The sequence below is a fragment of the Pseudactinotalea suaedae genome (assembly GCF_009733815.1).
Classification (GTDB): Bacteria; Actinomycetota; Actinomycetes; order Actinomycetales; family Beutenbergiaceae; genus Pseudactinotalea; species Pseudactinotalea suaedae.
Map to the genome: position 1 here is coordinate 237,015 of NZ_WNXY01000008.1, position 13,089 is coordinate 250,103.

General features: G+C 70.5%; 13 protein-coding genes and 1 tRNA gene. 8 read left to right on the forward strand and 6 right to left on the reverse strand.

The window, feature by feature from the left end; genetic code table 11:
* Positions 1 to 51: 51 nt before the first annotated feature.
* Positions 52 to 1,881, reverse strand: a complete 1,830-nt coding sequence (locus GPA04_RS14350; protein ID WP_156224863.1) for an FG-GAP-like repeat-containing protein — start codon at positions 1,879 to 1,881, stop codon at positions 52 to 54.
* A 165-nt stretch (positions 1,882 to 2,046) separates the two neighbouring features.
* Between GPA04_RS14350 and GPA04_RS14355 the strand changes: the two genes are divergently transcribed.
* From GPA04_RS14355 to GPA04_RS14370, 4 genes are all read left to right on the forward strand, one after another.
* The gene (locus GPA04_RS14355; RefSeq protein WP_156224864.1) at positions 2,047 to 2,634 is read left to right on the forward strand and encodes a TetR/AcrR family transcriptional regulator; all 588 of its coding nucleotides are present in this window, start codon (positions 2,047 to 2,049) and stop codon (positions 2,632 to 2,634) included.
* 194 nt (positions 2,635 to 2,828) lie between these two features.
* Positions 2,829 to 3,770, forward strand: coding sequence for an NAD(P)-dependent alcohol dehydrogenase (locus tag GPA04_RS14360; RefSeq protein WP_241680810.1), 942 nt, complete (start codon positions 2,829 to 2,831; stop codon positions 3,768 to 3,770).
* 81 nt (positions 3,771 to 3,851) lie between these two features.
* Positions 3,852 to 4,208: a YciI family protein gene (locus tag GPA04_RS14365; RefSeq protein ID WP_156224866.1), complete on the forward strand. Its 357-nt coding sequence runs from the start codon at positions 3,852 to 3,854 to the stop codon at positions 4,206 to 4,208.
* On the forward strand, positions 4,205 to 4,717 hold the full coding sequence (locus GPA04_RS14370) for a mycothiol transferase (protein WP_241680811.1): 513 nt from the start codon (positions 4,205 to 4,207) through the stop codon (positions 4,715 to 4,717). The genes GPA04_RS14365 and GPA04_RS14370 overlap by 4 nt, the downstream gene beginning before the upstream one ends.
* Positions 4,718 to 4,729: 12 nt before the next feature.
* Here GPA04_RS14370 and GPA04_RS14375 read toward each other — a convergent pair whose 3' ends face one another.
* Positions 4,730 to 5,578 (reverse strand): helix-turn-helix transcriptional regulator, encoded by an 849-nt coding sequence (locus GPA04_RS14375; RefSeq protein WP_156224867.1) that lies wholly within the window; start codon positions 5,576 to 5,578, stop codon positions 4,730 to 4,732.
* A gap of 74 nt (positions 5,579 to 5,652) precedes the next feature.
* On the opposite strand from GPA04_RS14375, the gene GPA04_RS14380 reads away from it, so the two are divergent.
* Complete coding sequence (locus tag GPA04_RS14380; RefSeq protein ID WP_156224868.1) at positions 5,653 to 6,234, forward strand: dihydrofolate reductase family protein; 582 nt, start codon at positions 5,653 to 5,655, stop codon at positions 6,232 to 6,234.
* Positions 6,235 to 7,036: 802 nt separating this feature from the next.
* On the opposite strand, the gene GPA04_RS14385 is transcribed toward GPA04_RS14380, so the two are convergent.
* The 4 genes from GPA04_RS14385 to GPA04_RS14400 form a co-directional block, all read right to left on the reverse strand.
* On the reverse strand, positions 7,037 to 7,438 hold the full coding sequence (locus GPA04_RS14385; protein ID WP_156224869.1) for a hypothetical protein: 402 nt from the start codon (positions 7,436 to 7,438) through the stop codon (positions 7,037 to 7,039).
* Positions 7,435 to 8,073 carry a nucleotidyltransferase domain-containing protein gene (locus GPA04_RS14390; RefSeq protein WP_156224870.1) on the reverse strand — a complete coding sequence of 213 codons (639 nt, stop codon included), beginning with the start codon at positions 8,071 to 8,073 and terminating at the stop codon, positions 7,435 to 7,437. The genes GPA04_RS14385 and GPA04_RS14390 overlap by 4 nt, the downstream gene beginning before the upstream one ends.
* Before the next feature lie 624 nt (positions 8,074 to 8,697).
* Positions 8,698 to 8,781: transfer RNA gene (locus tag GPA04_RS14395), tRNA-Leu, on the reverse strand.
* Positions 8,782 to 8,942: 161 nt separating this feature from the next.
* Positions 8,943 to 9,434 carry a hypothetical protein gene (locus GPA04_RS14400; protein WP_156224871.1) on the reverse strand — a complete coding sequence of 164 codons (492 nt, stop codon included), beginning with the start codon at positions 9,432 to 9,434 and terminating at the stop codon, positions 8,943 to 8,945.
* A gap of 80 nt (positions 9,435 to 9,514) precedes the next feature.
* On the opposite strand from GPA04_RS14400, the gene GPA04_RS14405 reads away from it, so the two are divergent.
* The 3 genes from GPA04_RS14405 to GPA04_RS14415 all read left to right on the forward strand — a co-directional run bounded on the left by GPA04_RS14405 (position 9,515) and on the right by GPA04_RS14415 (position 13,086).
* The gene (locus tag GPA04_RS14405; RefSeq protein WP_156224872.1) at positions 9,515 to 11,257 is read left to right on the forward strand and encodes a pyruvate dehydrogenase; all 1,743 of its coding nucleotides are present in this window, start codon (positions 9,515 to 9,517) and stop codon (positions 11,255 to 11,257) included.
* Between the two features lie 614 nt (positions 11,258 to 11,871).
* Entirely contained in the window at positions 11,872 to 12,570 is a 699-nt protein-coding gene (locus tag GPA04_RS14410) for an FHA domain-containing protein (protein WP_156224873.1), read from the forward strand.
* Between the two features lie 21 nt (positions 12,571 to 12,591).
* Positions 12,592 to 13,086 (forward strand): FHA domain-containing protein FhaB/FipA, encoded by a 495-nt coding sequence (locus GPA04_RS14415; RefSeq protein ID WP_156224874.1) that lies wholly within the window; start codon positions 12,592 to 12,594, stop codon positions 13,084 to 13,086.
* Positions 13,087 to 13,089 lie beyond the last annotated feature (3 nt).

The window sequence follows — 13,089 nt, forward strand, 5'->3', positions numbered from 1 at the left end:
GGGCGGCCTTCTGCGGCCCCGCGCTCACGCAGGGCCGCAGCTCCCGGCGGGTCAGGCCAGCCGCATGCTGAACCAGCCCTGCCCGATCTTCTGCTGCGACTGCACCCAGGCCTTGGCGGACCCGCGGTAGAGGTACATGGCGCCGTTGGGGGCGATCGTCAGGTAGTCGTCGAGGCCGTCGGCGTCGAAGCCGCCCACGGAGTGCACCCGCAGGTTGGCCCATCCGGTGCCGACCTGCTGGCGGGCGCCGGCGAAGCGGCCGGAGCCGTTGCCGAGGTAGGCGAACATGCGCCCGGACCGGTCGACGCCGAGGATGTCGGGGCGGCCGTCGCGGTTCACGTCGCCACCGGCGAGAACCTGGGTGAACGCACCCCAGCCGTGCCCGATCTGGGTGCGCCCGGACTGGAAGCCGCCCTTGCCGTTGCCCTTGTACAGCCACAGGCGGCCGCTGGTGTCGACGGCGACCACGTCGCTCCGGCCGTCGCCGTCGAAGTCACCCGGCGAGAACACCTGGGCCATCGACGACCAGCCGGGCCCGAACGAGAGGCGGGTGCCGAAGGAGCCGTTGCCCCGGCCGGGGTAGAGGTGCAGCCGGCCGGCGGCGTCGATGCCGAAGATGTCGGCCTTGCCGTCGCCGTTGGCGTCGTTGGCCGCGAGGATGCGGAACGTCTTCCACCCGGAACCGACCACGCGGGAGGCGGACCAGCCGCCCGCGCCGTTGCCGGCGTACAGGCGCAGCGCGCCGGAGGCGTCCACGGCGAGGACGTCCGAGAACGTGTCCCCGGTGTAGTCGCGGTGGAGCACGTGCGAGGGGACCGGTGCCGCCGCCACCCGTTGCGGGGAGACCTGCGACGCGGGGGCCCAGGCCTGGACGCCGTTGGGGGTGGTCACCTGGATGAACGCGTTCGTCTTCACACCGGCCCCGGGGGTGGTGAGCACGGTCCCGGACCGGACCGTCGTGACGACCGCCGCCGTCGACGACGGAGCGGCGCGCAAGCTGGTGTTTCCCTGCGCCCAGTAGGTGCAGGAGGCGGGTGCCTTGGGCTGGCTCACCGAGATCGCCCCGGCACGCAGCGAGACGCCACGAGCGGCGAGCCAGGTGTCGGGGTTGAGGACCTTGCCGCCGGCAGCCTCGCCGTACCGGCCCTGCCAGAGCTCGAGGTGCAGGTGCGGTCCGGTGGAGACACCGGTGGAGGCGACCGTGGCGATCCGCTGCCCCGCGACGACCCGGTCGCCGGCCCGCACGAACTCGGTGGCGTTGCGGGAGTGGGAGTAGGAGCTGGTGATGATCTTGCCGTCGATGACGTGCTCGATGACGATCCACTGACCTGCGGCCGCGTTGGGCTTGGCCGTCTTCACCGTGCCGGCCGCGATCGCGTAGATCGGGGTGCCCAGCGGTGCGGCCAGATCCTGACCCATGTGTGCCAGGGAGGCGTTGACCGTCGGCGCGCACCGAGGGCCCTGCGGGGAGGTCATGCGGTACACCCCGGGCTGCAGCGGGGAGACCAGCAGAGGCACCGCCATCACCGTCAGGGACTGCGGCCCGACCTGGGTGGTGGTCACCTCGGTCCTGTCCGTCGAAGCGCCCTCGTCGACGACGACGGCGTCCGGCTCGGTGGTCTCCTCACCCGGCTCTGCCGGGTCGGTGGGTTCGGGCGCCGGCTCGGTGGTGGGCTCGCCACCGGGGTCGGCCGTGGGCGTGGACGTCGGCGTGGGTGACGGCTCCGGAGTGCCCTCCTCGGTGACCTGCTCCTGCGTCGGAGGCTCGGTCGGTGTGGCATCCGACGGCGCGCTCATGCCCGCGGTGATCAGCACCCCCACGAAAGCGGCAGCGGCCGCACGCACGAAGAGGCGTTGGCCAAGGAGTCGTGGCGGTGTCATGTCATCCCCCGATGTCATGTGGATCCCAGATGTGGGCGTGTCGGATGTGCCGAATGTGCTTAGTGTGCAGTATGTGACAGGTGTGTATGTACACACCTGGTCTACGGGTGAGTAACTCCGCCGAGTGTCGTTGCCAACCAACTAGATAGTTACTACGTTCGACGCGTGACCACATCCGCTTCGACCAGGGACGGCCAGGCGTCCAGGGAGCGCCTCCTGAACGCAGCGACCGCGGAGTTCGCGCAGTACGGTCTCGCCGGGGCGCGCGTCGACCGGATCGCTGCCGCTGCGGGCGTGAACAAGGCGCAGTCCTACGCCTGGTTCGGCAACAAGGACGACCTGTTCGCGCTGGTCTTCGCCCGACACCTGGCCGCGATCGCTCAGCTCATCCGTGTCGACGGGTTCGACCTGCCCGACTACGTCGTGCGGTTGTACGACTTCTACCTCGAGGACCCCACGCACGTGCGGCTCGCGACCTGGATGCGACTCGAACGGGTGCCGGCGGGCCTGCTCTCGGAGCAGATGAACGACCACCTCGGCCCGATGCTGGAGAGCATCGCGCTCGCCCAGGCGCAGGGCGTGGTGACGGACCGGTACAGCCCGGCCGAGGCGTATCAGCTCGCCATCGGCCTGAGTCTGACCTGGTCGCCCGCCAGCGTCCTCGTCGCGGCTGCGCCGGACGACGACGAGTCCGAGCATCAGCGGCGGCGCGCGATCCTGCGCGAGACCGCGCAGCGCACCTTCGCGCCCTGACCCGGTGCGAACCACACCGACCCCACGACGAGGAACGGACCCCATGACCACGCGACACCTCACCAGCCCTGCCCGCCGTCCAGGCCGGCTGATCTAGGGATGGCTTCGGCAACGGCCTACGCCGCCCTCTCGTCCGACACCCGCTGCAGCCGATCACGATCACTCGTCGAGAGCTCCGCGACGACGACGTGGCCGTGACGGTCACGCACTGCGGGGTGTGCCACTCCGATCTCGATGCCATCCGCGGGCACCAGGGCCCGGCTCCGCTCGTCCCGGGGCACGAGTTCGTGGGGATCGTCCGCGCGATCGGTGCGAGCGTCTCGCAGCTCGCACCCGGCGATCGGGTCGCCGTCGGCAACATCGTCGACAGCTGCGGCGACTGCGACATGTGCGTGGCCGGCCAGGAGAACTACTGCCGAGAGTTCCCCACGCTCACCTACGGAGGCACGGACCGGCACGACCGCACGACCACTCAGGGCGGGTACGCCACCGAGTACGTCGTGAGGGAGCGGTTCGCCTACGCGCTGCCCGACGGCCTCGACCCGGCGGGAGCTGCGCCCCTGATGTGCGCCGGCGTCACGGTGTGGGAGCCGCTCCGACGCTGGGATGTCGGCGCGGGCACGGCGGTGGGCGTCGTCGGGCTCGGTGGACTGGGACACCTGGCGGTGAAGCTCGCGGCGGCGCTCGGAGCGGAGGTCACCGTCTTCACGACGACGGCCGCCAAGGCGGACGAGGCGATGCGGCTCGGCGCCTCGCGCGCGGTCGTCAGCACCCGACCCGGCGAGCTCGCCGCCGAGCGCGGCGGCCATGACTTCATCCTCGACACCGCATCCGGCCAGCACGACCTGGACCCGTACCTCGACGCCCTCCGGCTCGACGGGACCCTCTGCATCGTCGGCATGAGCGGGCAGCCGACATTCGATCCGCTCGCCCTCCTCATCGGCCGGAAGAGCCTGGCCTCGGCGGGCAGCGGCGGGGTTCCCGGGACGCGCGAGATGCTCGACTTCTGCGCCGAGCACGGGATCACTGCCGACGTCGAGGTCCTCCCGCTCACGGAGGTGAACACGGCGCTGGACCGTCTGCGCCGGAACGACGTCCGCTACCGGTTCACCCTCGCCGTGCAGGAGACCGGGTGAGGTGTGCCGCCGAGTCGAAACCGAGTCCGATCATGCGTCATCACCGAAACGGCCCGACGGGCCTGACGAGAGGATGACGAGATGACAACCTTCCTGGTGCTGATCTACGGCAACGAGCAGGCGTGGGACGGCATGTCCGACGAGGAGCAGGCCGCGATCGACGCGGGCCATCGTGACCTGGTGGCGGCGGCCGGTCCGGGGGTCCTCGCCTCCGGCCAGCTGGGGCCCGCCGAGCGGGCGACCACCCTGCGCGCCGACGCGACGGGTCGGCGCACGCGGACCACCGGCCCGTTCGTGGAGTCCACGGAGGTCATCGGCGGCTACTACGTGATCGAGGCCCGCGACCTCGACGAGGTGGTCGGGTGGGCGGAACGGCTGCACGAGTCGGCGGCGAGCCACGGCGGCGTCGAGATCCGACCGCTCCACGAGCCCACGTGACCGAGGACCGCACGGATGCGGAACCGCGCCTGGCGCGCGACCTCCTGCTGACCCGGCTCGAGGCGGGCCGGGAGCACGTCCTGCAGACGATCGAGGGGCTCGACGAACGAGCGCTCGGGACCGTCGTCGCCCCCTCGGGCTGGACACCGCGGTCGATGGTCAGCCATCTGCTCCACGACGTCGAGATCTTCTGGCTCCAGGCGGTGCTGGGTGCCGACCAGGTCGCCATCAGCCGGCTGCGCGACGGGTGGACGGCACCGCCGCTCCCCGGACCGGAGCTGCGCGCCACCTACCGGGCTGAGGCAGATCGCGGCAACCGTGTGCTCGCGGAGGCCGACCTCGACGCACCGCCGGCGTGGTGGCCGCCGTCAGAGATGTTCGGCGGTCCCCGGCTGGCGAGCGGCTGGGAGGTCCTGCTGCGGGTCCTGGAGGAGACCTCGGTGCATGCCGGCCACCTCGACATGGCCCGCGAGCACCTCGACGGCCGGCAGCACCTGGTCGTGACCTGACCGCTGCCCGGCTCAGCCGGTCGGTCTCAGGGTGCGGGCGGCGACGAGCTGCGTGGCGGGTGTCGGACGGCGGGCCGCCAGCAGCTGGGTCGGCGTCTCACCGGCGTACCGCGCCACCTCGCGGGCGAAGTGGCTCTGGTCGGCGTAGCCGTGCTCGGCAGCGATCGTGGCCAGTGGTCGTCTGCCGAGATCGGCGCTCGCGCTCTCGAACCGAACCACGCCGGCCAGTTCTTTGGGACCGAGTCCGACATGGCGGGCGAAGGTGGTCGAGACGTGACGGTGGCTCCAGCCGCTGGCGCGGACGAGGTCCCGGATGGCGACCCTTCCGGCGCTGCGCGCGATCTCGCTCCACATCCAGCGCACCCAGTCGGGCGCCGGGTCGGCTCGGGCCAGGCGTGACAGCAGAAGATCCTCGACGAGCGCGAAGCGCGCCTCCCAGGAGCCGGCGTCGTGCAGCTGCTCGGCCAGGTGGTCGCCCAGCGCCGCCGAGATGTCGGCGACAGTGACCACCTGGCGCGCGACCTCGCTGCCCGGGACCGAGAGGATCTGCTGGATGCCGGTCGGCGTCAGATAGACCTGGACACAGCGCTGCACACCCACGAACGAGCTGGCGGCCACCCCCTGGGACAGACCGGCGACGAAGGAGCCGTACGCCCGCCCCGCGCCCGCGCCGTCCGCCAGGGCGTCGATCCGCAGCGGATCACCGAACGAGAGCACCAGGGGTACCACGGTGCCCGCCGGCTGGCGGCGGTGAACCCGCTCGGCGCTCCGTTCCGACATGCCGACCATCCCGGCCACCAGCCCGCGCAGCACGGGTGCGACGCGGTGTCGCACGAGCTCGAGGCTGTGCTGGCCCTCCATGTCAGAAAGTGTCGCAGGGCACCGGTCGATTTTCTTCAAGCCAGCCACCCCGCCGCGCGCCCACGATGGGTGCCATGAGAACACTGGTGGTGATCGAGTTCCTGAGCGTCGACGGGGTCATGCAGGGCCTGGGCTCGCCCGACGAAGACACCGACGGCGGCTTCGCCCACGGCGGCTGGGGTGCGCCCTACGCACCGGCCATCCACGAGGCGGTGGCAGCCGGCGGCACGGACAGCACCTCGGCCTACCTGTTCGGCCGGCGCACCTACGAGAAGATGGCGGCGTTCTGGCCGCACCAGCCCGACGACAACCCGATGGCGCGTTCGCTGAACCAGGCGCCCAAGCACGTCGCGACACGCACCCTCACCGAACTGGCGTGGCACGGAGCATCCGTGCTCGACGGCGAGCTCGGCCCCGCCGTCAGCTCGTTCAAGAGCACCGGCGAGGGCGACATCGCTGTGCTGGGCAGCGGGGTTCTGGTGCACGAGCTGATGCAGCTGGACCTGGTCGACGAGTTCCGCCTCTTCATCCATCCGCTGCTGCTCGGCACGGGCAAGCGGCTGTTCCGGGGCCTCCCGGACCCGCGACGCCTGCACCTGCAGTCGCACGTCGCCACCAGCGCCGGGACCGTGATGCTCAGCTACCGCGTGGAGTAGCCCTCGACGCCGACTGCCGACGCGCCTCGCCGCTTTCGGGCGACGTTCCCAGAAACGACTCGAGTCGCGACCCCGTCTGTCAACGGTGTCGCGACTCGAGTCACGCTGTGCGCAAGGGGGGAGTTGAACCCCACGGCGCGACATGCGCGTAACGGAGGGACCCACGCATCTGGAGGTGCACGGATGCGCAGATAGCAGCAGATGGACCGTCAGATGAGCGCGAGAGGCCCGCTTCAATCAAGCCACGAGGCCAGGGAAGAACGTGAAACTCAGTTGGCGGTCACCGACAGGCCCAGGGACCCAGTCGCGGAACACCACGTATCGGGTCGGGAGCTGCTCGTCCTTGAGCTTGTCGGCATCGGCGTGGAATCGCGCCAGCCCAAGGTTGCGAGATTTGTTGGGCAGCGCTCGGCGGTCGGTGCGGGTTGGGGTTACGTCTTGGCACCCCCGGTAGGTGCCGCCTGCGGCGGCCGGTGAGCTGCTCGCTGTCGCTCGCCGGGCGTGTAACCAAATAGGTGCGAGGGCCTGCAGATGCCCTAGCTGTTGCGTCTCCGCCTCAGGCTCGTCCGCGACCGCGACAGCGGCCCCCGACGTCGGTCTCGGCCTCATCGTGCTGCTGTTCCTGCGGCTCGTGCTCGCGCTGGTCGTCTTCGTCGCGTTCGCGTTCGTGATCGCGCTCGTCTCGTCGGGGCCCGGGTCGTCGTACTCGTCGTGGCGCCGCGGGCCTGTTCGCCTGTTCGCGAGGTGGGGCGGCGCGGCCGGCGTGGCGGTGGCGGTTCAGCTGGTGGTGAACCATCCGCTCTCAGCGGAGCAGCCGCGACTCCATTGCGTCGAGCAGTGTCTGTGCGGATCGCCTGGCGCGTGTGAACTCCTGAGCGGTCACGGTGAAGCTGTAGTGCGCTTCGTCCTTGACCTCGAGCAGGTTCGCTAGCGCCGCGACAGCCCTCTCGGTGTCTTTAACCTCGCTCAGCAGCGCTGTGGCCTGCCGGTGGTCCTGCCCTCGCGAGATCTGACCGAGCTCCTTGCCGCAGATGGTGTCGGCGGCCGCGATCCCGGCGAGGACAAACAGGGCGGCGGCGGCCTGGTGCCAGTCGCTCTCCTCGGCAGCTAGACCGGCGGCGGCGTGGAACGTCCGCGCCGTCTGGGCGCGCTTCGTCACGTACGCGGCGTCTACTCGGCGTCGGCGGCCACCGCGCGCGCTCATGCGCCACCACCCGCGAGCAGCTGCTGCACGGGCTCACCGTGCACGGTCTGGGCGTCTGCCTTCCACGATTTCAGCAACGGGTCGTCGTTCGTTAGCGCCTCGGCCAGCCACGACAACGTGCGGCGGAACACCTGCACCTGGTTCCCGGTCCACCGCTCACCCTGCTCGCGTAGATCGGCCTCTAGGTGCTCGATGAGATCCTCGGGGGTGTCGTCGTCGACGAGCATCAGCAGGTCGAGGTCAGACTGCGTGGTCGCCTCCCCGCGGGCGACGGATCCGAAGATTGCGACAGTCGGCTCGGCCGGGAGGGTTCGGGTGTGGTCAGCGACCAGCTCCGCGATACGTCGGTGCAGTTGCGCGACGGGATCGTAGGCGGCCAGGGCTGCGTCGATGGCTGGGTAGGCGAGGTGGTCACGGTTCAGCGAATATAGGTAGGCGTTGGCGACGGGACGCATGTCGACGACGCCTTGTTCGGTCAGACGCTCAAGTGCCTTGCGGATCCCGTTGAGCGACCCCGCACGGGTGACCAGATACACATCTGCTGCGGTGCGTGGTTCGTTGACTCGCCACAGGTGCTCCAGCACGACGCCCTCCAGGGTGGGAAACACCGCTGAGATGGGGTTAGTCCAGTCCATGGTTACCTCCGTCCTGCTCTCCACTATAGTAGACGATTGTCTACTTTTGTAGACGCGCTCCGGTGATCGCACGCTTCCCGGCCTCCATCGGTGGGGGCCGGCTCGGCCCTGGCGTTCGACAAACGGCTGGCCAACGACCACCCAGGATGAGCCGAGACCGGCTAGCTCCCCCGACGGTCGCCGGCTTGAGGCACGAATACGCAAGGTTGACGCAGAGTTTGATCAAGCCGATGACGAGACGAGCAGACCCGGCATATGCAGCCACAAAACGGAGCACGGCCGTCCCACAACCAGTCTCGAGCGGCGAGTGGCCCCGGGCTGCCAGGCCACGAATGCCGTCACGATGGCGAGAATGGCGGCCGCCGCGAGGAGGGCGACGTCGGCAGCGATGATGGTGGCGGTTTGCCTGCCTCGCCTGCTCGGCCGTCGTGATCCGCTCAGGGTCCTGCCGTTCCGGTTGCGAGTGGGTTGGTGCATTACTCGTAGCCACCGCTCCAACACGATTGCGGCTACGTCACTGCGGCGCGCCGCGTCGGGACACAAAGGCGGATGGGATGGCAGATGGGGATGAAAAAGGACCGGCGGAACCCCTACTTCCGTTGGGATTCCGCCGATCCTGTGGTGTGCGCAAGGGGGGAGTTGAACCCCCACGCCCTTTCGGGCACACGGACCTGAACCGTGCGCGTCTGCCTATTCCGCCACTTGCGCGTGGTGCTCCCATCTGCCTGGTTTCCCAAGCCGATGAGCGGGTAGCAGGGTAGCACGCGGGCGGCATGCGACTCACGTCCGGGACTGCGCTGCGCACCCATGCTTCAGCCGTCCCAGGCGCGGGAGCGCACCAGAGCGCCAGGGCATCGAGCGAGGGCTCGTCACCCATCCTCCGCTGTCAGCAGCGTCGGCACCTCGCCGTCGGTCTGCTCGAGAGGCACGGCCCACGCGTCGACCGTGTACGGCGACCAGGCGCAGGCGATCTGCTCGTCGCCGGAGATCACCGTGAAGGCCACCTCGGTCTCGCTGACGAGGATCACGGCGCTGGTCTCCTGGCAGCGCGGGTACCCGCCGACCACCAGCACGTTCTCGCTCAGGTCGACCGCCTGCAGCACCTCGAGGACGCCGGCCTCGGCCGCACCCTCGTGCGCGGCGACCCACTCCTCGACCTGCTCCTGCGAGGCGAGCAGGACCGGAGCGATCGGCGCGATCCCGTCGACCCAGCTGTCCGTGTTCGCCTGGGACCACGAGCCCACCTGCTCGCCGACCCGCTCACCCGGCCCGCCGACCACCCACGGCAGCGAGCACGCCCCCAGCAACGCCAGCACGGCCGCAGCCACCACCGCACGGACACCCCTCGCCGATGCACTCATACCGAGCCTGTGTGCACGCCCACGCCCGTGCGTCGCCCAAGCCCTGGGCAGAACTCCCCGGCTCCGCGTAGCGTCGGGGAATGAAGGTCGCCGAACAGCTCATCAGTCAGCTCCAGGCCGCCGGCGTCAGGCGGATCTACGGGATCGTGGGGGACAGCCTCAACCCGGTCGTGGACGCCGTCCGCCGCACCGGCGGGTCCGCCAAGGGCGGGATCGACTGGATCCACACCCGCCACGAGGAGGCGGCGGCGCTCGCCGCAGCCGCGGACGCCCAGCTCACGGGCGAGCTCGCGGTCTGCGCGGGCTCCTGCGGCCCCGGGAACCTGCACCTCATCAACGGTCTCTACGACGCGAACCGCACCGGCGCACCGGTCCTCGCGATCGCGAGCCACATCCCCAGCGTCCAGATCGGGCAGGGCTACTTCCAGGAGACCCACCCCGACCGCCTGTTCAACGAGTGCTCGGTCTACTCCGAGATGGTCAGCACCACCGATCAGGCGCCCCGCGTGGTGCACGCCGCGATCACGCACGCGCTCGCGAGGAGCGGCGTCGCCGTCGTCACCCTCCCCGGCGACATCGCCGACGAGCGCGCGACGGCGGAGGCACCGCCGTTCTGCCGTGTCCAGAAGGGTGTCCTCGCCCCGGCCCCGGAGGCGCTGCAGGCGCTGGCCGACGCGATCGACGACGCCAAGAAGGTTGCGCTGTTCGTCGGGCTCGGCGCGGCCGGGTCGCACGATCTCGTCGTCGAGCTCGCGGAGAAGATCAAGGCGCCGATCGGGCACAGCCTGCGCGGCAAGGACGTCATCCAGTACGACAACCCCTACGACGTCGGCATGACCGGCCTGCTGGGCTACGGCGCCGCGGCCGCGGGCCTCGAGGACGCCGACCTCATCCTGCTGCTCGGCACCGACTTCCCCTACGACCAGTTCCTCCCGGAGGTCCGCACCGCCCAGGTCGACTCCGACGCCGCCGTCATCGGTCGCCGCACCACCGTGGACGTCGCGGTGCACGCCGAGGTCGAGCCCACCCTGCGAGCGCTGCTGCCGCTCGTCAAGCAGAAGAAGAACCGGCGCTACCTCGACAAGATGCTCGACAAGCACGACAAGCTCATGAACAACGCCGTCGGCGCCTACACCAAGGACGTCGAGCACCTGCGCCCGATCCATCCCGAGTACGCCGCCTCGGTCCTCGACGAGGTGGCGAGCGAGGACGCGATCGTCACGGCCGACACCGGCATGGGCAACGTGTGGACCGCCAGGTACCTCAACCCCAACGGTCGACGGCGGCTGATCGGGTCGTTCAAGCACGGCACCATGGCGAACGCCATGCCTCATGCGATCGGCGCCCAGCTCGCCTTCCCCGACCGGCAGGTGATCGCCGTCAGCGGCGACGGCGGGCTCTCGATGCTGCTCGGTGACCTGCTGACGGCGGTGATGTACGACCTGCCGCTGACCGTCGTCGTCTTCAACAACTCCACGCTGGGCATGGTCAAGCTGGAGATGCTCGTGGACAAGCTGCCCGACTTCGGCGTCGACGTGCCCGGCGTCGACTACGCCGCGATCGCGTCCGCGATGGGGATGCAGGCCCGCCGCGTCGAGGACCCGACGGAGGTCCGCGACGCCCTCACCGCGGCGCTCGCGCACAAGGGCCCGTCTCTCGTCGACGTCGTCACCGACCCCAACGCGCTGTCGATCCCGCCGAAGATCACGCGCGACCAGGTGTTCGGCTTCGCGACGGCGCTGAGCAAGATCGTCCTCAACGGCGGTGCCGGCGAGGCGGTCTCGATGGCCCGGTCCAACCTCCGCAACATCCCCCGCAACTGAGGTTGCCACTCGGGGAACGCGTACCCCCTCACCCGCGGTCGAGGTAAACGGCAGCCACCGCAAGGTGCGGAATTACCTCGACCCCCGCCGGTGCAGGTCTGCGATGCCCCGCGATGCCCCCCACGCGACGCGACGCGACGCCCCGCGACGCCCCGCGATGCCCCCATCCGGCGGTTCGAGGTAATCGACGGCCACCGGAAGGCGGCGGAATACCTCGAACCCAGCGGACTCCGGCGGACTCCGGCGCGCTTCGCAGCTCGCGGCGGCCCCCGCGGCTCCGATCGCATCGAGGTAATCAACGGCCGCCAGAAGGTGCCGCAATACCTCGACCGCGGCAGCGCGTCCCCGCCGTCGAGCTGGGTCGAGGTAAAGGGCAACCACGGCGAGGTGGCGGATTACCTCGAACCGGCGGAGGTGGGGGTGGGGTGGAGGTGGGGGTGGAGGGTCGGGGTGGGGGTGGCGCCGCCGTTCACACCGCGGCCACCGGTCATCCCCTGTCCCTCCGCCGTGCCTCCCGGTGGCGAACCGATTCCCCGCTTACGATGAGCGTGCACACGTGTGTGCGCAGCCGTCGTGGCTCGCGCGGGCCAGCGAAGCGGAAGGAGGGGCGCCACATGGGGGTTCTCGACAGGTTCGAGAAGGGTGTCGAGCGCGCCCTCAGCAACACGTTCTCCAAGGCGTTCAAGCCGGACCTGAAGCCGGTGGACATCGCCGCGGCCATCCGCCGCGACATGGACGAGCGCACCGCAGCCCTGTCCCGCGGCCGCACCGTGGTGCCGAACACGTTCACCGTGGAGCTGGGACCGACCGAGTTCGACCAGATCCAGGACTGGGGCGCGGACGCCCTGGCCGAGGAGATGGTCGCCGCCGCCGAGGACCACGCGCGCGAGCAGGGGTATGTGTTCGTGGGCCCGGTCGAGGTCACGTTCACCGAGACCGAGGAGCCGACCGGCTCCTTCCGCGTCCGGTCCTCCTCCCGCCGCGGCGCCGTGGCGCCGGCCACCGGCAGCGCCCCGAGCCGCCGCCACCCGATCCTCGACATCGACGGCCAGCGCTACCTGCTCACCGGCCCGGTCACGGTCATCGGCCGCGGCAGCGAGGCCGACATCATCGTCGACGACACCGGCGTCTCCCGCCGCCACCTCGAGATCCGCGTCACCCCGGACGGCGTCATCGCCTCGGACATGGGCTCGACCAACGGCACCTTCGTGGAGGGCCACCGCGTCCCGGCCGCCACGCTGGTGGACGGCAACACCCTCACGATCGGCCGCACCCGCATCATGTTCTGGACCGGGACCGACGATTCGGAGTGATCACGTGATGGAGGCGATCGCGTGAGCGAGCTGGTTGTCACGCTGATCCGGCTGGGCTACCTGGTGCTGCTGTGGCTGCTGGTGCTCGCCGCCATCGGCGTGCTCCGCCGCGACATCTCGGGCACGCGGGTGCTCGCGCGCGGCAGCCTCATGGGTCGCTCGAGCGCCAAGGCCGCGCCCGACGGCGGAGCCGCCCCTGGGCGGGGAGCGCGCGCCAAGCGCGGCGCCCCCACGCGCCTGGTCGTCACCGCGGGCCCGCTCAACGGGACGACGCTGCGCCTGGGTGAGAACTCGATCCTGCTGGGCCGGGCGCCGTCGTCGACCCTCGTCCTCGACGACGACTACTCCTCCACCCGGCACGCGCGGATCTTCCCCGCCGACGGCGGTTGGTACGTGGAGGACCTCGGCTCCACCAACGGCACGTGGCTGGGCTCGTCGCAGGTCGAGGGCCCCACCCCGGTCCCCGCCGGCACCCCGATCCGCGTGGGCCAGACCGTCATCGAGCTGCGCCGGTAAGCC